Here is a 23124-nt window from a genome sequence, read left to right on the forward strand (position 1 = left end):
CTCAAAAATAAGTAAAAACTCAGTCTTATAAAACAGGCACGCACTTGTTATTTTCGCAAATTATTTCACTTGGCGGGTTTGGCACAGAACAATCAGATAAAATATTCCATTTTAAATTAAATTCGGCTTCAGCTTCATTGTAATTATCAACTAGCGCCTTTAAGTTTTCTACGTTAATAGAAGTAGAATACACCAAATACCCTTGAGGTCCGCCGCAAGCTTTACTGCCATAAGCCATAAACTCGCAAATGTGAGTACCATCACAAGCAGAAGCATTTACAATGCTGTCGATTTCAGTTTTTAATTGAGATAATTCGAGCCTATCACTTTCCATGGTGTCAGTATTCTCCTCATCGCACTGAAAAGCCATAAACAGCATACTAAACAAAAGCAAACCAGGTAACACAATCGATTTTCGCATAAATAAGTTCTTTATTTTTTAGATACTAAAACAAGTAAATAGTTGCGTGTAGAAACAAGAAAACCACGATAAATCGTGGTTTTCTTTATAAATTAAATCAAGTTTTTATAAACTAGACTAGCAATTTGCATTGTAAGCATCAACAAGGTTTTCAGCAATTAATTCTGCTGGACGACCTTCAATGTGGTGACGCTCTAACATGTGTACTAATTCGCCATCTTTAAATAAAGCCATACAAGGTGAACTTGGAGGAAACGGTACCATAAAGCCACGCGCTGCATCTACAGCCTCCTTATCAACACCTGCAAAAACCGTAGTAATATGGTCTGGGCGTTTTGCGTTTTGTAAACTCATTCTCGCACCTGGACGCGCATTAGCTGCCGCACAACCACAAACCGAATTTACAACTACAAGCGTAGTTCCCGGTTTTGCAATAGCCGCCTCAACCGCCTCGGCAGTGTGTAATTCCTCAAAACCAACGTTGGTTAAATCCTCACGCATAGGTTTTACTAATTCTGCTGGATACATATCTTTTAAATTTTTATGTTTTATAATTAATCTCTGTTACAAAGTTAGTCAAAAATCATGCGATTTAAGACAACTGTCAGGTTTAAGTCGTTCATAACCACCAAAACCTGACAAATTTACGTATAATTCTTTGGGCGTTTCCCTACGGGTCAGGCTTTCCGCTATATCTTTTTTGTTCATATTCAAATATCGTACTTCATATTAAACTTTAGCATATATCCAAAGTTCGAGCTAAAATTTAACCAAAGGCCAATCACAAAAAAGGATGCCGCTACTATCCTTAACGCGGTCATCAGCCAAAATAAAGCATACGTTAAAAGCATCACAAATTAGCCAATGTTGTAACAAAACCCATAAAAATTCAACTAACAATAGTATCTTTGAAACATAAAAAACAAACAGTACATGAGTTTTACAAAATGGATAGGCGCCTCTTTAGGCTGGTCGTTTGGCGGACCAATAGGTGCCATAATAGGCTTAGCACTAGGTAGTGTTATTGATGCCATGTCCGACGGAAAAGGAAACCCCTTTTTAAACCAAGGACAACCTCAACAAGGTCAACGAACCACATATAATACACGCACAGCACCACGCCCGCAAACACAATCTGGAGATTTTGAAGTGAGCTTACTTATTTTAGCTTCCATAGTAATAAAAGCCGATGGTAAACAAGACCAACGCGAGCTAGATTACGTACGTCAACAATTTGTAAATATGTATGGCAAAGAACGTGCAAATAGTGCTTTTACGCTTTTTAAAAACATAAACAAACAAAACAATATTTCTACACGTCAAGTATGTTTACAAATTAAACAAATGATGGATCATCCATCACGTTTACAACTTATGCACTTTCTATTTGGTATAGCCAAAGCCGATGGTTTAGTAACCGAAGACGAGATAAAACAAATTTATACCATAGCCGGCTATTTAGGCATAAGCTCTCGAGATTACGAAAGCATCAAAGCCATGTTTTACGACAGTAGCGACAATGCTTACAAGGTTTTAGAAATCACTAAAAGTGCTAGCGTAGACGAAATTAAAAAAGCCTACCGTACTATGGCTAAAAAATACCATCCAGATAAAGTTATTCATCTAGGAAAAGAACACCAAAAAGGTGCCGAAGAAAAATTTAGGCAAGTGCAAGCTGCTTATGAGCAGATACAGAAGGAGCGTAGATTTTAATGATAGATTAAGTTCTTCTTAAAAAAAATACTTTTCAACCCAAAAACAATTGGTTATAAGAACTTTAAGTAATAAATTTAGTGCGTGATACTATCTTAATACTTCTTTTTTATGAAAAACATGTTCAATTCTAAAGACACACAAGCTGTAGTTGAAAGAATTAAAACCTTGGACAACGAAGCACAACCGCTTTGGGGCAAAATGAGTGTAGACCAAATGTTAGCGCATTGCAACGTAACTTACGAAATGGTCTACGATAAAAAGCACCCAAAACCAAATGCTTTTAAACGTTGGATGCTAAAAACCATTGTAAAACCTATAGTTGTAGGCGACAAACCTTATAAAAAAAATAGCCGTACAGCTCCAGAATTCGTAATTACCGATAAGAAGAACTTCGATAAAGAAAAAAGTAGACTTGTAGATTTTATTAATAGAACTCAACAATTAGGTGCAAACCACTTTGAGAACAAAGCATCACATTCCTTCGGTAACCTAACCAATAAAGAATGGAACACCATGTTTTACAAACATCTAGATCACCATCTCAATCAATTTGGAGTTTAAAACACATAAAAAAAGCCAACTATAAAATAGTTGGCTTTTTAATTTTAATGATATCAATAAGTATTATTTATTGATATAAGTTTTAGTTTCAGTTCCTTTCCCAAAAACCATAACTAGTTTGTCTTGTGTATCTGTGTAAACAGCCTCTAATTTCCAGCCTTCACTTTCAGAAGCTTCAATTAAGCACTTACGCACATCTGGATTAAAAAGGTTTAAATTTGGATTTACTGTATCTGCATTAATATTTACAGAAAATAAAAGCATTGCTGCTACACTTAATAATTGTAACTTTTTCATTGAGAGAATTTTTGTTGGTTATACTTTAAATTAACACTACGAAACTACAACGCATCCTTGAATTAAAACAAAATATTAGTTGACTGTAGTTTATTAACGTCAAACTAAATTACCAACCTAAAAACCAAAACGTAGCAACGATTTTTACAACAAAAAACATTATAAACTAGACCGTTTTCTATTCAAAAACAATTGTAGACTTATCCTTATCTACTTTTAAATCTATAGTTCTACCTAAAATTAAAGCACGATTATCTTTTTCGTGTCCCGCAGGCACATTAAAAGCTACTGGAAAATTATAATCGGCCAATGCATCTAAAAATAACTGTTCAATAGATGTACCCCAATCTGTTGTGTTTTTTCTCACTTTACTAATTCCTCCAATAATAACACCTTCACAATTATCAAAATAGCCAGCACGTTTTAAACTTTGCAACATACGGTCTATATGGTATTTATACTCGCCTACTTCTTCTATAAAAAGAATTTTTCCATCTGTATCGATACTTGTTTTAGAACCTAGCATAGTGTGCAATAATGTTAAATTACCACCAACTAAAGGAGCTTTTGCTGTTCCTGGTCTGTTATATTTAGAGCCTTCAAGCGTATAACTCATTTGTTCTCCAAAAAGGGCCGCTTTAAATGTGGCAATAGGCTTTTCTATAGTGCTTATATCATCTGGCAAACTTAAACACATAATACCATGTATACTTTCTATACCTTCATTATTAAATTGATTATGTAACCCCGTAATATCGCTATAACCTACAAGCCATTTTGGATGGTTTTTAAATTTAGTATAGTCTAGTTTATCCAAAATTCTAACAGTGCCATAACCCCCACGAGCACACCAAATGGCACTAACGGTTGGATTATCTAGAGCATTTTGAAAGTCTTCACAACGCTCATCATCGGTTCCCGCAAAATGATTGTATTTACTAAAAACATGCTTACCTACAATAGCATGCAAACCCCAACTTTTAAGTAATGCTTTAGCTTGTTCAATTTCTTTAACGCCGTTTTTTATAACACCCGATGGTGCTACAATAGCAACCGTATCGCCTGCTTTTAAATATGGAGGTTGTATCAATTTAGTGGAGTGTTTTAATGGTGATTCTTGCGCCAATAGTGTTGTTTTTCCGAAGAAAAAAAGAGTGCAAAATAAAATGGTAACATAAGTAATTCGTGTCATAATGTAAATGTACATTTTTTTTCTAAATAGGGCTTAAATTGATTACTTTTACGGCTTGAAAAACACTTGTGTTTCTGAGTAAAACCAATATATATTTCATTTTAAACAATTGATATTATAATACATAACAATCAAAAACACACTCATAATATAATTTTAAATTGATGAACACACCAAAACGATATACCATTACAACTGCTTTACCATACACCAACGGCCCAATACATATAGGCCATTTAGCTGGTGTTTACGTGCCTGCAGACATTTATGTACGCTATTTACGCTTAACAGGAAACGATGTTGTATTTATTGGCGGAAGTGATGAACACGGTGTGCCAATTACTATAAAAGCTAAAAATGAAGGTGTAACACCTCAAGATATTGTAGATAAATATCATGCTATTATTAAAAAATCGTTTGTAGATTTTGGAATTACTTACGATAATTACTCTCGAACTTCTGCACCTATTCATCATGAAACAGCTTCTGAGTTTTTCAAAACTTTAGATGCCAAAGGTGAATTTATTGAAGAAACATCGGAACAATTGTATGATGCTCAAGCTAATCAATTTTTAGCAGATAGATTCGTGATTGGAACTTGCCCAAAATGTGGCAATGAAGAAAGTTACGGTGATCAATGTGAAAACTGTGGAACAAGCCATAATGCTACCGATTTAATTAATCCTAAATCGGCTATAACAGGCAATGTACCAACCTTAAAACAAACAAAGCATTGGTATTTACCACTAGATAAACATGAAGCTTTTTTAAGAGAATGGATTCTTGAAGGTCATAAAAAAGACTGGAAACCTAATGTTTACGGACAATGTAAATCTTGGATAGACGATGGTTTACGCCCAAGAGCCGTAACCCGTGATTTAGACTGGGGAATCCCTGTACCTGCCGAAGGTGGTGAGGGTAAAGTGCTTTACGTTTGGTTCGATGCACCAATTGGTTATATTTCATCTACCAAAGAATGGGCTGCTCGCGAAGGAAAAGATTGGGAACCATACTGGAAAGATAAAGATACTAAACTAGTACATTTTATAGGTAAAGATAATATTGTATTTCATTGTATTATTTTCCCTGCGATGTTAAAAGCGGAAGGCTCTTATATTTTACCTGATAATGTGCCAGCAAACGAGTTTTTAAATTTAGAAGGCAACAAATTATCTACCTCTAAAAACTGGGCCGTTTGGTTACCAGAATATTTAGAAGATTTCCCAGGTCAACAAGATGTTTTACGTTACGTATTAACAGCAAACGCACCAGAAACTAAGGATAACGATTTTACTTGGAAAGATTTTCAGGCAAGAAACAACAATGAATTAGTTGCTATCTTCGGAAACTTTATTAACCGAGTAGTTGTTTTAACTAATAAATATTATGAAGGTATTGTGCCTAGTCCCTCAGAACTTGAGCAAGTAGATGAAGAAACTTTAGCTACCATAAAAGCTTACCCAGATGTTATTGCTAGCTCTATAGAGCGTTACCGTTTTAGAGAAGCAAGCCAAGAAATGATGAATTTAGCGCGTTTAGGGAATAAATATCTAGCCGATGCAGAACCATGGAAAGTGATTAAAGTAGATGCTGAACGCACAAAAACCATTATGTACGTTGCGTTGCAAATTGCTTCAGCATTAGCCACTTTAAGTGAGCCTTTTTTACCGTTCACTTCAACTAAATTAAAAAACATATTAAATCATTCTAATCTAGATAGAGAAACGACTTGGAAAGAAGTTGCTACAAAAAGCGTACTCTTACCTGCAGGACATAAAATTGGTGAAGCTGAATTATTATTTTCTAAAGTAGAAGATGAAACAATTCAAAAACAACTTGATAAACTAGAAGCGAGTAAAAAAGCTAACGAAGCAGCAAATAAAGTAGTAGAACCACAAAAGGACACTATAAACTTTGATGATTTCACTAAACTTGATATGCGTGTTGGTACCATTATAGAAGCTGAAAAAATGCCAAAAGCTAAAAAACTTTTAGTTTTAAAAGTAGATACAGGTATTGATGTTAGAACTATTGTTTCTGGTATTGCAGAAAGCTTTACGCCAGAAGAGGTTGTAGGCAAACGTGTTACTGTTTTGGTAAACCTAGCACCAAGAGCCTTACGCGGTGTAGAAAGTGAAGGCATGATTTTAATGACGGAGAGTGAAGACGGAAAACTTGTATTTGTAAATCCCGATACAGATAATGTTGCTAATGGATTAGCGATAAGCTAATAAGTTTTATAAAAAAAATGAAAAAACGTTTACTATTTATTGTCCTATTTTATTCTTTTTTTGGTTTTTCTCAAAACCCAGTTTTGAATTTACCAGTAAATTATAAATCAGAATTTTATAGAGACAAAGAGTCTCTTGCTTTAATAAATGAAAGTAAAAGTGAGTTAGTTCTTTTTATAGAAGATCATAAAAAGACTAAATTGGTTTTACTTAATAGTGACCTTGAGGTTAAATCTGAATTTCAAATAGAGACGTTACCAAAATCATTTAAAAACTATCTTGGTTATAAAGTAAATAAAGACAATAGTTACTCAGTTTTTTTTACGAATCTTAAAAACAAGAAATTTGGAAGGTTAGACATTAATTTTGAAACAAAAGAATCAAGCGTACACAAATTAGATTTTACATTTAATTTCGAAGGCTATGTTGAAACTCTAATGTTTAATAATGAATTTTATTTAATTTCTGTAACAAAGCGAAGTAACGATGTTCACTTTTATATTTATAATAACAACGGAAATTTTGATAAAAAAACAGTATCATTCGATTTTTTAGAGAGAAAAGTAAATTCATCTAACAAAAAGGCTTCTAACATTTTGTTTGGTTCTAAACTAGCTAAAATTGATGTTAGCTTACCAAATGCAATAGAGTTAACAGCAAATGAAAATAAAATTTATTTAAATAATGACGAATTTATCTTCACTTTTGATAATGATAAAAACAGTACGATTGTTGCAAAACTTGATCCAACCAATTTTAATATAAAACATGATGTTTTTAAACATTCGGTTGTGACGCTACATCAATTTTCAAAACATAACTCCTATCTTTTTGATAACAAACTATATCAAATTAGTGGTTCAGCTGAGGAATTAAAATTTACAATTAAAGATTTTAGAACTAAAGAGTTAATTAAAAATATCGTTTTAAATAAATCAGATTCAATAACATTCAAAAACACACCTATTATTCTAGAGGGAGTCGGATTTAACGGTGATAAGACTAAAGAAATTGAGAAAACAAATAAGTTTCTAAGAAAAATTTCTAAAGATAAAATAGGTGTATCAGTTCTAAGACAAAATGAAAATCTCAAGATTCTTTTGGGAGGTGAAATTATAAATTACAGCGGTGGTGCTTCAATGCCTGGATTTGGCGGAATTCCGCTTGGTGGTTTTGGACCTTTAAGCGTAAGTTTTAATCCTACATTTTCTGCTTATGGAAATTATGTATCATCAAGGTCTACTTATATTGGTTGTCTTTTCGATAAAGATTTTAATCACGTAAAAGGTGAAATAGAAAAAAATAGTTTAGACAAGGTGAAAGATTTTGAAGATTCTTTTGATAATAAAAGCATTTATACTCCTAAAGCTAAATTAACCAATGTATTTTCATTTAATAACAAATTGTATTTTGGGTACTTAAACACCGAAGACAAAAATTATCATCTAATAGAATTTGAAAAGTAATGAATAAAAGTATTATTTACTTTTAAGAAGGTCTAATTTACTAACTTTATAAAAAACAAAACCTATGTTATCAAAAGCTATAGAAAAAGCATTAAACAATCAAATAAAAATAGAAGCAGAATCGTCTCAAATATACTTAGCCATGGCTTGCTGGGCCGAAGTAAAAGGTTTAGAAGGTGTTGCAAACTTTATGTACGCACAATCTGATGAAGAGCGTGAGCATATGTTAAAACTTGTAAAGTTTGTTAACGAGCGTGGTGGTCATGCAAAAATTTCGGAATTATCGGCACCTAACGTAACCTTTACTTCATTTAAAGAAATGTTTGAGAAATTGTTCGAGCACGAAGTATTTGTATCTCAAAGTATAAACGATTTAGTCCATATTAGTTTAGAAGAAAGAGATTATGCATCACACAACTTTTTACAGTGGTATGTTGCTGAGCAAATAGAAGAAGAAGCTGTAGCTCGCACCATTTTAGACAAAATAAATCTTATTGGAGATGATAAAGGTGGATTGTATCTTTTTGATCGCGATATAGAAAACTTAACTGTAACTTCCGCATCTGCAGATGGTTTACAGTAATTTTAACATTTAATCTTATTTAGATTTAATAAAAATAGTTATTTTTGCCCAAGATAAATTTGATATCTCTTAAATTTCAGATTCTGTTTTGGGCAAAAAAAAGAAAAAAAAGGCAATTAAAATGTTACGTGAATTAGGAGTAGAACTTCCTGATAAAGTAAAAAGCAGTTGTTGTAAAAAATTTAAAAAAGGCGAAAATAAGCGTTGTAAAAAATGCCCTTGTTTCGACTTGCTTAAAAAAGTGGCATAATCACTCTTAATACCTAAAAATATTCGTACCAAAAACCATCCGTGTTTTTGGTATTTACTCAAGTTCAATTCCCGATAACGTTAAAAAAATAACTTATAGTGACTACCTATATCGCATAGGGGTCTTAACTTGCGTACATCAAATTGTTTCTTTTTTTTAAGAAGCAATAAATAGTGATAATTTTTAAACCCAAATAGAAACCTAATTAATACATGTAAATGAAAAGAATAGCAATTTTATTAGTGTTAGCATTAAGTTTAGCTTCATGCGGCACATCAAAAGTAGTGCGAACTTCAAAAAAAGTAATGAAAGGAAATTGGACGCTAAGTACTATTTCTTATAGTGAAAAAGGCACCTATAATGTATCTCTTTTAGATGATGCTCCAAAAGCATGTTTTGAAGGTAGTGATTGGCAGTTTATTCCTAATAACAATTCGGGGATTTACACCATTAATGATACCAATTGTAGTATTGGTGCTCGTAACTTCATTTTTACCATTCAAGAAGTAGACCCTGATACCGATTTGTACGATTTTTTACTAAAACCTACAGACGAAAAAGGAAAATCGCCAACCAACTACGGTTACAGAATGCAACTTACTCAACTTACAGAAGCTACAATGCAATGGCAACAAACGCTTAATGTAGAAGGTAAACCATTTACAATTACAATGAATTTTACAAAACAATAAAACATACAGATGAAAACAATATTTAATAAAATAGGATTAATTCTTTTAGCACTTATTCTTACAGTAAATGTAACAAGTTGTAAATCGGTACAAAATGCAAACAACAAACAAAAAGGTGGTGCCATTGGTGCCGCTGGTGGTGCAATTTTAGGCGCTATTATTGGCAATAATGTTGGTAAAGGTGGCAATGGAGAACTTGGTGCTGTTATTGGTGGTGTTATTGGCGGTGGCGCTGGTGTACTTATTGGTAACAAAATGGACAAACAAGCCCAAACAATTGAAAACGAAATTCCAGGAGCTAAAGTAGAACGTGTAGACGATGGTATTGTGGTAACTTTTGATGAAAATAGTGGTGTATATTTCAATACAGCTAAATACAATGTTAACGAAGCTTCACAAGAAACTTTAAATAAATTAATTGCTGTTTTTAAAGAATACCCAGACACCAACGTATTGGTTGTTGGCCATACAGATAGTGTTGGTAGCGAAGAATCAAACCTAACATTATCTAAAAACAGAGCCAATGCCGTTACCGATTATTTTTTAAGTAAAGGATTAAGCGCTAGCCGTTTTACTACAAATTGGTTTGGTGAAGCACAACCAACTCATGATAATACTACAGCAGAAGGTCGTGCAAAAAATAGAAGAGTAAACATCGCCATCTTACCTAATGAAAAAATGATTGATGATGCTAAAACTGAAGCAGGACAATAAGCTTCTTTTTTAAACAAACTATATTAAGGCTATCTTTTAAAAAGATAGCCTTTTTTATTTTGTAAAAGCTATCCAATCTTTAATTTAGTATTGGTTATAAATTTTGGAGAGGGATCACTATACCGTGGATCTTGAATAATAGCAAGTTTTTCCATGGTAATAACTTCTATCGTTATACAATCGAACTCATCGATAACCTTGCCAGTAATGGTATAAATACCCTTGCCACGAAATGGATATTTACTCGCTACAGGCGGAAAATGCACTGTATCAATAAAATCTCCATCAAAATCTAAAAAGGTTCCAAAATGCATATATTTTCCATTTGATGTTCGCGTATTTTTTGTGGTTACCAAATAGGCTTCAATAGAAATATTTCTGTTTTTAAACTTTGGTAATAACGCGGCACGTAATGGCTGTACAGCTTTTTGCTCCAACAAACTAAACGGATTACATAATGTAAACCCTAAAAGCTCTAAAGCATCAAAAGCATTTTCTAATGCTGTACTTGGCAGTTCGGGTGTTTTATACTGAACACGTTCGGTTTCAAATAGATTAATAACATGATCTTGAACTACAGTTTTGCTTATTTTTAAATGCGCACTCCAAAGTAACTCACGTTTATTAACACCTGTAAACCGGAACGCATTTATTTTTATAAGAATTGCGGTTTGCTCTACTGATATATTTATGCGTTCGATAAAATCGTCTAAACTTTTAAACACTCCATTTTTATCCCGCTCTAAAAGCAATTTTTGAATAGTTTTAGCTTCTAAACCATGCAAAAACATAAAACCTAAATAAATTATTTTTCCTTTAATAAAAGCTTCATTAAAACTGGTATTAACACAAGGTGCTTCAATAATTCCACCGTGCATTCTAGCTTCATGCACATATAGTTCCGTACTATAAAAACCACCAAAATTATTAATAGTGGCTACCATATATTCTAAGGGGTAATATGCCTTTAAAAATAAGCTTTGGTAGCTTTCTACGGCGTAAGAAGCCGAATGTCCCTTTGCAAACGCATAACCAGCAAAACTTTCAATTTGTTTCCAAATCTCTTCAACCACATCTAGAGGTTCTCCTTTTTGCTTACAATTATTAAAAAAAAGCTGCTTTACAGATAAAAACTCATCACGCGACCTAAACTTACCAGACATCCCCCGTCTTAACTTATCGGCTTCAGCCAAAGTTAATCCACCAAAATAATGTGCTACTTTAATAACATCTTCTTGATACACCATAACACCATAAGTTTCTGGCATAATATTAAGTAAAACTGGATGTGCCGTTTTACAACGCTCCGGGTTGCGATAACGCAAAATGTATTCGCGCATCATTCCTGATTTTGAAACACCAGGACGAATAATAGAACTAGCTGCCACCAAACCCAAATAATTATCAACTTGTAACTTTTTAAGCAGCATACGCATAGCAGGAGATTCTACGTAAAAACAACCAATAGCCTGAGCATTTCTCAAAATGTGCTTTATGTTTTCATCTGTTTTAAACCCTTTAATATCATGTATATCAATAGGCGGTTTTTCTGGATGATTATATTTTACAATATTGACCGTATCTTTAATTTTCCCTAAACCACGCTGACTTAAAATATCGAATTTATAAAGTCCAATATCTTCAGCAACTACCATGTCAAAATTTGTAGTAGCAAAGCCTTTCGGCGGAAAAAACGTTGCTGTATAATAGTGAATAGGCTTTTCTGAAATAATAATTCCGCTAGCATGAATACCCAAATAGTTAGGAAATCCCTGAATATATTCACTGTAAACAATAACTAATTGCGACAGTTTATCCAAGGTTTTTATATTGTAATGCCCTTTGCTTAACATATCTATTTCAGCTTTTGGCAATCCAAAAACTTTGCCCAATTCACGTACCGATGCTTTAAACTTAAACGTATTATAAACCGCTAAAAGCGCTGTATTTTTAAAAGTTTTAAAAATGAATTCCGTAATATCATCCCGATCGGTCCATGAAAAATCAATATCAAAATCGGGAGGGTTTTTTCTATATAAATTTATAAAACGTTCAAAATATAAATCGAGCTCTACAGGGTCTACATCTGTAATCCGTAACAAATAAGCCACAATACTATTAGCTCCACTACCCCGACCTACGTAATAATAATTTTTACTTCGGGCATATTTTAAAATTTTCCAGTTCATTAAAAAATATGATACAAAATTCTTCTCTTTAATAATGCTTAATTCTTTTTCTATCCGGTTAAAAATAACACCATCGGGTTTTTTATATCGATAATCTAAACCATCATAAGTAAGCTTCTTTAGTAATTTAAAATCTAAATCTTCGCTTTTAGTGTACGATTTTTGATTGTTTGGTATATCACCCGAAAAATCAAAATTTACAGAACATTGATTTAAAACAGATTTTGTGTTTTCAATAATTTCAGGGAATTCATTATAAACTTCACTGAGCACTTTAGCAGAAAGCATGATGTCGGCTTCTTTTCCTTCTTCACTTTTATCTAGTTTACTTAATAGCGTATTATTATCAATAGCACGCAATAAACGGTGTGTATTGAATCCTTTTTTATTTTCAAAGGACACTGATTGAAAAACAACTAGTTTCTCCCGATTTTGATTCCATTTAGAAAATTTAATTTTATTTAAATCTTCTGGTTTTACACCTAAATACTCAAACTTTTTTAAGTTGAAATTTTTACCATATTTATAGGGATAAATAACCAAAGCATCTTCTAAAACATCCGCTTCATTTGGTATTGTTAGGCTAGCATTGTGCAAAAAAGTAGATAAGTACCTATTAATATTATGAAAGCCTTTATTATTTTTAGCAAGCATTACAAATTGTTGCTTCGCACCATTCCTAAAATCTACACCTAACACTGGTTTTATATTATATTTTTTCGACAACCGAACAAAATCTAAGCATGCCGATGTGTTATTAATATCGGTTAATGCCATAGTTTTAAAACCATTTTTAGCAGAAATGGCAAGTAATTTTTCAGGACTTATCGTCCCGTAACGTAGGCTATAATATGAATGACAATTTAAATACATAAGTTTTACAAAATTAGCTACATTTAAAAGTAATTGTTGCTTACATTTGTAGTAAACCAAATTAAATATTTAAAAAAGTCATGAAATTCATTCAATCGAATATTAAACATTTACGGTCTCTGAAAAGTTTTTCTCAGGAGCGTTTTGCGGACGAATTAGGTTGGACACGCTCCATTGTGGGTTCTTATGAAGAAGGACGCTCAGAACCTCCTATAGGTCGTTTAATAGAGCTTTCATCTTATTTTAGTATACCAATAGATATTTTGGTTAAAAACGATTTACGTCGTACTAAAAACACCTCATTCATTGAAGTAGGAAACAAGCGTGTGTTATTTCCGGTAACGGTAAACGATATGGACGAAGATTTAATAGAAATTGTGCCTTCTAAAGCTTCAGCTGGTTATTTACAAGGTTATGCCGATCCGGAATATATTGAGCAACTTCAAAAAATAAAACTGCCCTTTTTACCTACAGGAACACATCGTGCATTCCCAATAAGTGGCGACTCTATGCTGCCTGTAAAAGATGGTTCTTTTATTGTTGCAAAATTTATAGATACTATAACCGATGTAAAAAACGGGCGCACTTATATTGTACTAACCAAAGACGATGGTTTGGTATATAAACGTGTTTATAATAAAATTAAAGAAAAAGACTGTTTAGAGTTACATTCTGACAACAAACTATATACACCATACGATGTAAAAACGGACGATATTATGGAGATTTGGGAATTTACTTGCTGTATTAACACACAGGAATATAGCCAAGAAGAACTTAAGCTAAGTAGCATTGTAAACATGTTTCAAGAACTAAAAATTGAATTAAAATCGATTAAAGGCTTAGAAAATTATGTTTTGTAACCAACGAGCTCATTTTAATATTATAATAACCAACCTAAATAATGATACTTATATAATTTTTTAAAACACCAAAATATCATTAAAAATAAAACAAAAAACCGATGGCTATACAGCTAAAAAAATCTGCACCTTTAACGCTTTTTAATCCTGAAGAAACTGAAAACTCAGGCGCGCTTTATTTCGACACAGGGATTTCGGCAGGTTACCCTGCTCCTACCGAAGATTTTAGCCAACAGCATTTATCTTTGGACACCGAGCTTGTTAGAAACAAGGAAACCACATTTTATGCACGTGTAAGCGGTCAATCTATGATTGGTGCAGGACTAGATGATAACGATTTATTGGTAATAGATAGAAGCATAGAACCCACAAATAATAAAATTGCGGTTTGCTTTTTAGATGGTGAGTTTACTGTTAAGCGTTTAAAAGTGGATAAAGATGAAATGTGGTTAAAACCCGAAAACCCAAACTACCCTATTATTAAAATTACTAGTGATAATAAGTTTCTTATTTGGGGTATAGTAACTAATGTAATTAAAAAGGTATAAATATTAGGCCACATTATACTTAAATATAAAGCATAAAAAATGCGAAGCTAAAGCTTCGCATTTTTTATATAATATAAACTTGATGTTTTAGTCTGCTAAAACAATCAACTTATTGTTTTTTAATTCTAACGTTCCAGAGTTAATTTTTAACAATGTTGCTCCTTTTGCGTTTTTAGTAAATTTATCTTGAACCGCTTCATCTAATTCTACGTTTCCTGAAATTTTCACAAAACCTTCTTTTAAAATAGATATAATTGGCACGTGATTATTTAACATTTCAAATTCGCCATTTACTCCTGGAACAGCAACGCTAGTTACTTCTCCACTAAATAAGGTTGCTTCTGGTGATACAATTTCTAAATACATAATTTTTAAGTATTCCGTAATCAGTATTCAGTATTCAGTCGCGTAATGCTGACTGTTGACTTATAACTGCTTACTAGGTTTACGCTTCAGCTAACATTTTATCTCCAGCTTCAATAGCTTCTTCAATAGTTCCTTTAAGGTTAAACGCTGCTTCTGGTAAGTGATCTAATTCACCATCCATAATCATGTTAAATCCTTTAATAGTTTCTTTAATATCTACTAAAACACCTTTAAGACCTGTAAATTGCTCTGCAACGTGGAAAGGTTGAGATAAGAAACGTTGTACACGTCTTGCTCTACCTACGGCTAATTTATCTTCTTCAGATAATTCCTCCATACCAAGGATAGCAATAATATCTTGTAATTCTTTGTAACGTTGTAATAACTCTTTAACACGTTGTGCACAGTTATAGTGATCGTCACCTAAAATATCAGCAGTTAAAATTCTTGAAGTAGAATCTAATGGATCTACCGCAGGATAAATACCTAACTCAGCAATTTTACGAGACAATACTGTTGTTGCATCTAAGTGAGCAAAGGTTGTTGCCGGTGCAGGATCCGTTAAATCATCCGCAGGTACGTATACCGCTTGTACAGATGTAATAGAACCTCTTTTAGTTGAAGTAATACGCTCTTGCATAGCACCCATTTCTGTTGCTAATGTTGGTTGATAACCTACCGCAGAAGGCATACGACCTAATAATGCAGATACCTCAGAACCAGCTTGTGTAAAACGGAAGATATTATCTACGAAGAATAATACATCTTTCCCTTGTCCTTCACCAGCACCATCACGGAAATACTCAGCAATAGTTAAACCAGATAATGCTACACGAGCACGAGCTCCAGGAGGCTCATTCATTTGTCCGAATACGAAAGTCGCTTTAGACTCTTTCATTCCAGCTTTATCAACTTTAGATAAATCCCATCCGCCTTCTTCCATAGAATGCATAAAGTCATCACCATACTTGATAATTCCCGACTCTAACATCTCACGTAGTAAATCATTTCCTTCACGAGTTCTTTCACCCACTCCAGCAAATACAGATAAACCACCGTGTCCTTTTGCTATATTGTTAATCAACTCCTGAATTAATACTGTTTTACCTACTCCAGCACCACCAAATAAACCAATTTTACCACCTTTTGCATAAGGCTCAATTAAATCGATTACTTTAATACCAGTAAATAAAACTTCAGTAGAAGTTGATAAATCCTCAAATTTTGGTGCTTGACGGTGAATTGGTAACCCAGCTTCTCCAGCTTTAGGTAAATCTCCAAGACCATCAATAGCATCTCCAATTACGTTGAATAAACGTCCATAAACGTCATCACCAACAGGCATTTGTATTGGTGCACCCGTAGCATTAACCTCTGTCCCTCTGCTTAATCCATCAGAAGAATCCATAGCAATAGTACGCACAGTATCTTCACCAATGTGAGATTGTACTTCTAATACTAAAAGCGATCCATCTGCTTTTTTAATTTCTAATGAATCATAAATTTTTGGAAGTTCAGCACCAGCTCCGAATTCAACATCGATAACTGGACCTACTATTTGTGCAACTTTACCTGTAACTTTAGACATTACTTATGTGTTTAATATTATGCGTTTTAATTCAGTGAAAACACTTTGAGTTTTCGCGTGCAAATATAGTGGTTTTAATTTAAAATGAAAGTCGTTTTTATAATAAAAAAACGCATTCCATTGGAACACGTTTTTTATATTTTTAATAATTGCGCTTTTATTGTAATGTAGGCGCGTAATTTGTTGGATAATCTCCCGGATTTGGAACATTACCTGAGTCAATAAAATTAGCACCAAAAGAGGTGTCTATAGCTTCTAAAAACTTGTATGCCATATATGAATATCCTCTTGCTGTTAAATGAATTCCATCTAAACTAACAGCTCCACCTGTTACTAAACTAGCATTTAGTGTGTAATCACCATAAAGAATTCCTGTTGTAGCTAATTCTGATAAAATAGTATTTAAATCTACTAAAGCAATATTATCATTAGCATCTGAAACAGCTTTAATGGTAACGTTGTAGGCGTCTGTAGCAGTTTTAATAGCAAGTTGTTCTTCTGGTGTTAAAACCCATTGATCAGCTAACGGAACCGCAACACCGTTTATACTTTGTGCGTTTCCAGGGATAGCTTCTGTTCCTATAAAAGAAGAAGAACTAAGCACAAACAAATCATCTGCAGTAGCTTGTCTATACTTTGGAATTCCAGCGAAAGCAGGATTAATTGCTCCCAAATCGGTCAAATCTTCATCAATAATAACAACAGCATTTTGTCCTTCAGTAAAATTTATAGTTCTTTTCTCAAGCTCTTCAGCAGTAAACAGACCAGTAGCTTGCAATGCAGCGTAAGCCTGCTGTAAACCTCCATTATATGTCCCATAAGCAGCAACACTATTTAAAAAGCCAGCAGTAGCAGCATCTAACGGAATTGGATTATATGGCACTGTTGTAAAATGTGGTAAATCTGTAATATAAGGCACATTTGTAACCACACCTTTAGCTCCTCCACTAGTTAAAGTAGAAACTAAACCACTTAACACATTAGCAAAAACATTAGGATCTGTAATGTCATTACTTCCATATGTAGAGGGATCTAAATTACCTTGTTGATCTACTCCGCTTCCACCTGAAACAGCAAAACTTAGAACATCATTCGCTCCCATTTCTGATAAAGTAAAAAATGTAGGGTTTTGTGCCATAGCATCTCCTAACATAGTTGCACTTGGACTTGATGCTATTCTAACAAAGTAAGGATTAGCATAAGAACCTAATCCAGCAAGACTACCGTAAGAATCTGATAATAAATGAAAACTTTTTGCTCCAGGAACACCTAAATTACTAAAAGGTCCTGTTGGATTATTTAAAACAATATCTGTAGACACCGTTACTGGGCCAACCACAGACTCTAAAGGCACTGGAGTAGAACCCCCAAAAACAAGTCTTGGTTCTGCTATTCTTGTACCGCCAGCTGCTAAACCTCCAAAATTATCATTGGTTATAGGTTGTGTAAAATCTCCACCTCCCGCAACAGCAAATTGATTGGCTAATAAATTTGGAAAAGAATTATTTTGTCCCGCCATAAAAAGCGCACCATCTGTATATCCTGCTGTAAAAGATGCTCCAAGAGACACATAGGTTGAAAAATTGGCTGATCCAGAAGTTAGTTCAGGTAAAACCTCAATTCCTTCTTCTCTATTAACATCTTCAATTTCGTTACAACTTGTAAAACCAATTAAAGCTGATAATACTAATATATATTTTGAGTTTATAATTTTCTTCATCTTATAAATTATTAATTGTCCATGAAACATAATACATTGATCCAATATGACCTGTACCAACTGCGGTGAAATATTCATCTCCTAAAAGATTTGTTGCACCTGCCTTAAAAATAGATTTCATAGATGGAACCTTTAAGTTAATTTGTGCATCTACAACATGGAATTCCGGAACAACACCATTAGCAAAAGTTGCTTCCCAATAATAATCGTCACTAAATCTATAGGCTACGTTAAACCCAAAGTTTTTAAACAAATCTGTATTACCAAAAGACGCTTTAAATTTATGTTCTGGCGTATTAAAGTTTGTTGTAAAATCTGGATATGCTTCACTATCGAAATCTAGTTTTGCATAAGTATAACTTCCGCTTAAATCGAAATCACCAAATACCTTGGTTGATAAACCAATAGAAGCTCCATATGAATTCACATTTGCCTCAGAATTTGTATATGTGCTATAGGCTTGGCTATCTCCATTTGCTAAAGCTGCAATAGATAAAGGCTCACCTACATTTCCGTAAAGCGGAGCAACCACAACTTCTTGAGAGATAAAATCTTTGTAACTATTGTAATATGCACTAAAATCTATAGTAATACCGCTAAATTTACCTCTATAACCTACCTCAGCGGAGGTTACTTGCTCTGGTTTTACTATATCTGGATTTGCAACTTCTAATACTGCTGGATTTCCTGTAGCAGCTAATTCTAATGCAGAACTCGCTGTGTAAGAATTATTGTAAGCTGCGGCTCCCGTTTGCGTTACCGAAGATTGATTTGTTGCTGCAACTCCTCCTGGCGATAAATCGTAGTTTCTTGTCCATCTATCCAAATTGGTTGGTGCAGAACCTACCAAAATAGCTCTACCTGCATTTAAACCAATAAATAAATCTTGAGTTGTTGGGTTTCTAAACCCTGTTTGAACAGAAGCTCTAATATTATGATCTTGATTGAGTGTAAGGGCGGCAGAAATTCTTGGAGATACAAATCCATCAAAAAATTCAGACTTATCAAAACGAGCAGAACCTGTTAATTTTAACTCCATTTCTTCATTTAGCTCTATATTTTTCTGAATTTGAGTATAAATTCCAAATTCTGAATACGTAATAGGGCCATCGATATCAGTATAAATAGTACCTGAAGAATTTAAATTATATTTTCTATAAGATCCACCAACTTGAATATCGGCAAAATCAATAAGATGACTGAAATTATAATTTGCATCGGCATGATAGTATTTTGATGCATCTTGAAACTTAGAACCCGTAGTTAAATCTGGATCATTTATACTTCTATTAAATGCAGCTACAAACTCATCAGACCCAGGAAGAAATCTACCAGTATCGGCAACTTCTCTTGCTGCAGCATGTGCTTGAGTTTCATTTGCGCCTCCAAGTGTTGCAGAAATAAATGCTCCTGTATATTCACCGAACCATGTATTATTATCTTTCCAAGCACTATTAATATTAATACCTGTAAAAACCATATCATAAGAATCTCCTGCTTTATCGGATACAACATAACCTCTTACAAAGAAATTATCATTTTTGAATTCAAGCTTATGTTGTTGTTGAAAAAAATTATTAATATTATATCTGTTTGTACCTTGATAAATTGTTGAACCCGTTCCAACCTTACCGACGTAAGATATTTCAAAATCATTTTCCCATGGACGGTAGTACAATCCCCAGTCAGATTTAATACTGCTTGCATTATAATTCGTTAAATCTCTTTCATCATACCCCGTTCTACTTACTTCAACTAGAGGCACCAGGTTCGCTAAAGCAGGGTTAGGAAGTTGAGCTAAAAAGTCTTCACTTTCAATTACATTTTTTAAATTGGTAGATACTTCATCCCCATAGACATTAATACCATCATAGTCAATATTAGCTCTAGTTCCTCCAACATTAGTTTTATCTTCTTCGCTAACAGCTGCCCAGTCGGTTCCTTTTAAATAGCCAAAGTTAACTTTTGCAGCAAATTTATTACTAAACTTATATGCGGCACGAATACTAACATCAGTATATTCATTATCACCAGAAGCCTCTTGTGAAGTAATACCTCTTTTTACCGACGCACTAATACCTTGATGATCGAAAGGATTTTTACTTCTCATAAATAAAATACCATTAAAGGCATTTGCTCCGTATAATGCAGAAGATGCACCAGGAAGTAATTCCACACTTAAAACATCGGTTTCCGTCATTCCTACTAAATTTCCAATAGGAAAGTTTAAAGCTGGTGTAGAATTATCCATTCCATCTACTAATTGCATAAATCTATTATTAGCAAATGTTGCAAAACCTCTTGTGTTTACAGATTTAAAAGTTAAACTATTGGTGTTAACATCTACCCCTTTTAAATTTTCTAAACCATCATAAAAATCGGCAGATGCCGTATTTTTTATTTCTTTTAACCCAAAACGTTCTACTGTAACAGGAGATTCAAATATTCTTTCGGGAGTTCTAGATGCAGAAATAACGACTTCATCTAAAGAGTTACCTTCTTTTAATATAAAATCGATTTTTTGATTTTGCTTTGTGACTTGTATGGTAACAGTTTCAAAACCGACACTACTAGCTTGAACTTTAAACGGTGGGTTTTGATTGTAGGTTAAAGAAAAATTACCATCAAAATCGGTAACATTTCCTGTAGAAGTGCCAAGAACTATAATATTGGCTCCAGGAATAGGCTGACTATTATCGTCAACAACCGAACCTGTAATTGTTGTTTGTGAAAAGGATATGCCACAAAAAAACAACATAAAAAAAGAGAGAATTGCTTTCATTTATCTTAGTTAGTTTAGATTTAGAATAGCAATATATGTATATTAAGTATTATTTACACACAAAAAAGTAAAAAAATTATGCGCGCATAGCACTTATTAACAAAAAACCATCGATAAAATTATGATTTTGACAAAAAAAGAGTGGTATAAATGAAAATCAGCCTGATTTCAATACTTGAAATCAGGCTGATTGAATTTTAACTTTATATAAAATATTACTCTACCGTAACAGATTTTGCAAGGTTACGCGGCTGATCGACATTTTTGTCTAGCAGCACAGCAATATGATAAGATAATAATTGTAGTGGAATGGTTGTTAATAAAGGAGAAAGCGACTCTAAAGTTTCTGGAACTTCAATAACATGATCGGCTAACTCTTTAACTTGTACATCACCTTCGGTAACTATACCAATAATTTTACCCTTTCGAGATTTAATTTCTTGAATATTACTTACTACTTTTTCGTAATGTCCTTTTTTTGTTGCAATAACAATAATTGGCATATTCTCGTCAATTAAAGCTATTGGTCCATGTTTCATTTCTGCCGCAGGGTAACCTTCAGCATGTATATATGAAATCTCTTTTAATTTTAATGCACCTTCTAAAGCTACAGGAAAGTTAAAACCTCTACCTAAGTAAAGCATGTTTCTGGCATCTTTATAAATATCTGCAATCTTTTTAATAGTTGCATCTGACTCTAAAGCTTGTTCCACTTTTTTAGGAATCATTTCTAACTCTAATAAGTGCTGACGGAAATCTGAACTACTAACAGTTCCTTTTGCTCTTGCAAGTCTTAAAGCCATAAGCGTTAAAACTGTAATTTGAGTTGTAAAAGCTTTTGTAGATGCTACCCCAATTTCCGGACCTGCATGTGTATAAGCTCCCGCATCTGATTCTCTAGCAATAGATGAACCAACCACGTTACAAACACCAAAAACAAAAGCACCTTTAGATTTCGCTAATTTAATAGCAGCTAAAGTATCGGCAGTTTCACCAGATTGTGAAATAGCGATAACAATATCGTTTTCTGTAATTATAGGATTTCTATATCTAAATTCTGAAGCGTATTCAACCTCAACAGGTATTCTAGCTAAATCTTCAAAAATGTATTCTGCAACTAAACCAGCATGCCAAGATGTTCCACAAGCTACAATGATAATACGATTGGCATTTAAAAACCTTTTCATGTTATCTTCAATACCTGCCATTTTTATAATAGCGTCGTTGCGTAACAATCTACCTCTATAAGTATCGGTAATAGCTTTTGGTTGCTCGTATATTTCTTTCAGCATGAAATGATCGTATCCACCTTTTTCAATTTGCTCAAGATTTAACTGAAGCTCTTGAACGTATGTATCAACGATAGAATCATCTTTTATTTTTCTTACTTTTATTCCTTTATGGAATCTAATAACCGCCATTTCTTCATCTTCTAAATAAACGGCATTTTTGGTGTATTCTAAAAAAGGAGAGGCGTCACTAGCGATAAAAAACTCATCTTCATTTTCACCAATACCAATAGCTAACGGACTTCCTAAACGAGCCACAACTACTTCTTCTGGCTTATTTTTATCGAAAACAGCAATAGCATAAGCACCAACAACTTGGTTTAATGCAATTTGAACTGCTTTTCCTAATTTTACTTTTTCTTTCTTTTTTACATCTTCAATTAAGTTGATAAGAACTTCCGTATCTGTATCTGACTGAAATGTATATCCTCTTGATTTTAATTCTTGCTTAAGAGCATCGTAATTTTCAATAATTCCATTATGGATTATTACTAACTCCCCAGAATTTGATAGATGCGGATGAGAATTAACATCGTTTGGCACACCATGAGTTGCCCAACGCGTATGGCCAATACCAACACTACCTGTTTTAGTTATTTCTGCAGTAGCGCGTTCTTCTAAATCGGCTACTTTACCTTTAGTTTTGGCTACCTTTAGGTCTTTCCCATCAAAAAGAGCAATTCCAGCACTATCGTACCCTCTATACTCTAATCGTTTTAAACCTTCAATTACTATCGGATAAGCTTCTCTGTATCCAATATAACCTACAATTCCGCACATATG

Annotated in this window: 19 protein-coding genes; 9 read left to right on the top strand and 10 right to left on the bottom strand. The window is 33.5% G+C overall.

Annotation, left to right across the window (positions count from 1 at the left end):
* Positions 1–25: 25 nt before the first annotated feature.
* A complete protein-coding gene (locus ACJJV4_RS10385) occupies positions 26–421 on the bottom strand; it encodes a hypothetical protein (RefSeq protein ID WP_405294116.1) in 396 nt (131 codons plus the stop codon).
* 117 nt (positions 422–538) lie between these two features.
* Positions 539–949: a BrxA/BrxB family bacilliredoxin gene (locus ACJJV4_RS10390; RefSeq protein ID WP_042503973.1), complete on the bottom strand. Its 411-nt coding sequence runs from the start codon at positions 947–949 to the stop codon at positions 539–541.
* 405 nt (positions 950–1354) lie between these two features.
* Between ACJJV4_RS10390 and ACJJV4_RS10395 the strand changes: the two genes are divergently transcribed.
* Together ACJJV4_RS10395 and ACJJV4_RS10400 are read left to right on the top strand one after the other, a co-directional pair.
* On the top strand, positions 1355–2134 hold the full coding sequence (locus ACJJV4_RS10395) for a TerB family tellurite resistance protein (RefSeq protein ID WP_405294118.1): 780 nt from the start codon (positions 1355–1357) through the stop codon (positions 2132–2134).
* 111 nt (positions 2135–2245) lie between these two features.
* Positions 2246–2698, top strand: a complete 453-nt coding sequence (locus tag ACJJV4_RS10400; protein WP_405294120.1) for a DUF1569 domain-containing protein — start codon at positions 2246–2248, stop codon at positions 2696–2698.
* 63 nt (positions 2699–2761) lie between these two features.
* Here ACJJV4_RS10400 and ACJJV4_RS10405 read toward each other — a convergent pair whose 3' ends face one another.
* Positions 2762–2995: a hypothetical protein gene (locus ACJJV4_RS10405; RefSeq protein ID WP_405294122.1), complete on the bottom strand. Its 234-nt coding sequence runs from the start codon at positions 2993–2995 to the stop codon at positions 2762–2764.
* 178 nt (positions 2996–3173) lie between these two features.
* A complete protein-coding gene (locus ACJJV4_RS10410; RefSeq protein WP_405294124.1) occupies positions 3174–4202 on the bottom strand; it encodes an LD-carboxypeptidase in 1029 nt (342 codons plus the stop codon).
* A gap of 149 nt (positions 4203–4351) precedes the next feature.
* Here ACJJV4_RS10410 and metG point away from each other — a divergent pair, with 149 nt between their 5' ends.
* The 5 genes from metG to ACJJV4_RS10435 all read left to right on the top strand — a co-directional run bounded on the left by metG (position 4352) and on the right by ACJJV4_RS10435 (position 10123).
* On the top strand, positions 4352–6418 hold the full coding sequence (gene metG, locus ACJJV4_RS10415) for a methionine--tRNA ligase (RefSeq protein WP_405294126.1): 2067 nt from the start codon (positions 4352–4354) through the stop codon (positions 6416–6418).
* Between the two features lie 17 nt (positions 6419–6435).
* On the top strand, positions 6436–7884 hold the full coding sequence (locus tag ACJJV4_RS10420; RefSeq protein ID WP_405294128.1) for a hypothetical protein: 1449 nt from the start codon (positions 6436–6438) through the stop codon (positions 7882–7884).
* Between the two features lie 64 nt (positions 7885–7948).
* Positions 7949–8467, top strand: a complete 519-nt coding sequence (locus ACJJV4_RS10425) for a ferritin (RefSeq protein ID WP_159018932.1) — start codon at positions 7949–7951, stop codon at positions 8465–8467.
* A 468-nt stretch (positions 8468–8935) separates the two neighbouring features.
* Positions 8936–9409: a lipocalin gene (locus tag ACJJV4_RS10430; protein WP_405294130.1), complete on the top strand. Its 474-nt coding sequence runs from the start codon at positions 8936–8938 to the stop codon at positions 9407–9409.
* A gap of 9 nt (positions 9410–9418) precedes the next feature.
* Positions 9419–10123 (top strand): OmpA family protein, encoded by a 705-nt coding sequence (locus tag ACJJV4_RS10435; protein WP_405294132.1) that lies wholly within the window; start codon positions 9419–9421, stop codon positions 10121–10123.
* 68 nt (positions 10124–10191) lie between these two features.
* On the opposite strand, the gene ACJJV4_RS10440 is transcribed toward ACJJV4_RS10435, so the two are convergent.
* A complete protein-coding gene (locus ACJJV4_RS10440) occupies positions 10192–13185 on the bottom strand; it encodes a DNA polymerase III subunit alpha (protein WP_405294134.1) in 2994 nt (997 codons plus the stop codon).
* An 80-nt stretch (positions 13186–13265) separates the two neighbouring features.
* Here ACJJV4_RS10440 and ACJJV4_RS10445 point away from each other — a divergent pair, with 80 nt between their 5' ends.
* Positions 13266–14048 (top strand): XRE family transcriptional regulator, encoded by a 783-nt coding sequence (locus tag ACJJV4_RS10445; RefSeq protein WP_405294136.1) that lies wholly within the window; start codon positions 13266–13268, stop codon positions 14046–14048.
* A gap of 101 nt (positions 14049–14149) precedes the next feature.
* On the top strand, positions 14150–14596 hold the full coding sequence (locus tag ACJJV4_RS10450) for a LexA family transcriptional regulator (RefSeq protein WP_304405091.1): 447 nt from the start codon (positions 14150–14152) through the stop codon (positions 14594–14596).
* An 87-nt stretch (positions 14597–14683) separates the two neighbouring features.
* Here ACJJV4_RS10450 and ACJJV4_RS10455 read toward each other — a convergent pair whose 3' ends face one another.
* The 5 genes from ACJJV4_RS10455 to glmS form a co-directional block, all read right to left on the bottom strand.
* Positions 14684–14962: a F0F1 ATP synthase subunit epsilon gene (locus ACJJV4_RS10455; protein WP_304405092.1), complete on the bottom strand. Its 279-nt coding sequence runs from the start codon at positions 14960–14962 to the stop codon at positions 14684–14686.
* Between the two features lie 79 nt (positions 14963–15041).
* Complete coding sequence (gene atpD, locus ACJJV4_RS10460) at positions 15042–16550, bottom strand: F0F1 ATP synthase subunit beta (RefSeq protein WP_405294139.1); 1509 nt, start codon at positions 16548–16550, stop codon at positions 15042–15044.
* A gap of 157 nt (positions 16551–16707) precedes the next feature.
* Entirely contained in the window at positions 16708–18270 is a 1563-nt protein-coding gene (locus ACJJV4_RS10465) for a G-D-S-L family lipolytic protein (RefSeq protein WP_405294141.1), read from the bottom strand.
* A 1-nt stretch (position 18271) separates the two neighbouring features.
* The gene (locus ACJJV4_RS10470; protein ID WP_405294143.1) at positions 18272–21052 is read right to left on the bottom strand and encodes a TonB-dependent receptor; all 2781 of its coding nucleotides are present in this window, start codon (positions 21050–21052) and stop codon (positions 18272–18274) included.
* A gap of 215 nt (positions 21053–21267) precedes the next feature.
* Positions 21268–23121, bottom strand: a complete 1854-nt coding sequence (gene glmS, locus ACJJV4_RS10475; RefSeq protein ID WP_405294145.1) for a glutamine--fructose-6-phosphate transaminase (isomerizing) — start codon at positions 23119–23121, stop codon at positions 21268–21270.
* Positions 23122–23124 lie beyond the last annotated feature (3 nt).

Source organism: Algibacter sp. Ld11 (assembly GCF_045066735.1).
Lineage (GTDB): Bacteria > Bacteroidota > Bacteroidia > Flavobacteriales > Flavobacteriaceae > Algibacter.

What these genes read in the sequence shown, in the direction of transcription:
- ACJJV4_RS10385 (WP_405294116.1), bottom strand. Translation starts at nt 421, where the DNA reads ATGCGAAAATCGATTGTGTTACCTGGTTTGCTTTTGTTTAGTATGCTG.
- ACJJV4_RS10390 (WP_042503973.1), bottom strand. Translation starts at nt 949, where the DNA reads ATGTATCCAGCAGAATTAGTAAAACCTATGCGTGAGGATTTAACCAAC.
- ACJJV4_RS10395 (WP_405294118.1), top strand. Translation starts at nt 1,355, where the DNA reads ATGAGTTTTACAAAATGGATAGGCGCCTCTTTAGGCTGGTCGTTTGGC.
- ACJJV4_RS10400 (WP_405294120.1), top strand. Translation starts at nt 2,246, where the DNA reads ATGAAAAACATGTTCAATTCTAAAGACACACAAGCTGTAGTTGAAAGA.
- ACJJV4_RS10405 (WP_405294122.1), bottom strand. Translation starts at nt 2,995, where the DNA reads ATGAAAAAGTTACAATTATTAAGTGTAGCAGCAATGCTTTTATTTTCT.
- ACJJV4_RS10410 (WP_405294124.1), bottom strand. Translation starts at nt 4,202, where the DNA reads ATGTACATTTACATTATGACACGAATTACTTATGTTACCATTTTATTT.
- metG (WP_405294126.1), top strand. Translation starts at nt 4,352, where the DNA reads ATGAACACACCAAAACGATATACCATTACAACTGCTTTACCATACACC.
- ACJJV4_RS10420 (WP_405294128.1), top strand. Translation starts at nt 6,436, where the DNA reads ATGAAAAAACGTTTACTATTTATTGTCCTATTTTATTCTTTTTTTGGT.
- ACJJV4_RS10425 (WP_159018932.1), top strand. Translation starts at nt 7,949, where the DNA reads ATGTTATCAAAAGCTATAGAAAAAGCATTAAACAATCAAATAAAAATA.
- ACJJV4_RS10430 (WP_405294130.1), top strand. Translation starts at nt 8,936, where the DNA reads ATGAAAAGAATAGCAATTTTATTAGTGTTAGCATTAAGTTTAGCTTCA.
- ACJJV4_RS10435 (WP_405294132.1), top strand. Translation starts at nt 9,419, where the DNA reads ATGAAAACAATATTTAATAAAATAGGATTAATTCTTTTAGCACTTATT.
- ACJJV4_RS10440 (WP_405294134.1), bottom strand. Translation starts at nt 13,185, where the DNA reads ATGTATTTAAATTGTCATTCATATTATAGCCTACGTTACGGGACGATA.
- ACJJV4_RS10445 (WP_405294136.1), top strand. Translation starts at nt 13,266, where the DNA reads ATGAAATTCATTCAATCGAATATTAAACATTTACGGTCTCTGAAAAGT.
- ACJJV4_RS10450 (WP_304405091.1), top strand. Translation starts at nt 14,150, where the DNA reads ATGGCTATACAGCTAAAAAAATCTGCACCTTTAACGCTTTTTAATCCT.
- ACJJV4_RS10455 (WP_304405092.1), bottom strand. Translation starts at nt 14,962, where the DNA reads ATGTATTTAGAAATTGTATCACCAGAAGCAACCTTATTTAGTGGAGAA.
- atpD (WP_405294139.1), bottom strand. Translation starts at nt 16,550, where the DNA reads ATGTCTAAAGTTACAGGTAAAGTTGCACAAATAGTAGGTCCAGTTATC.
- ACJJV4_RS10465 (WP_405294141.1), bottom strand. Translation starts at nt 18,270, where the DNA reads ATGAAGAAAATTATAAACTCAAAATATATATTAGTATTATCAGCTTTA.
- ACJJV4_RS10470 (WP_405294143.1), bottom strand. Translation starts at nt 21,052, where the DNA reads ATGAAAGCAATTCTCTCTTTTTTTATGTTGTTTTTTTGTGGCATATCC.
- glmS (WP_405294145.1), bottom strand. Translation starts at nt 23,121, where the DNA reads ATGTGCGGAATTGTAGGTTATATTGGATACAGAGAAGCTTATCCGATA.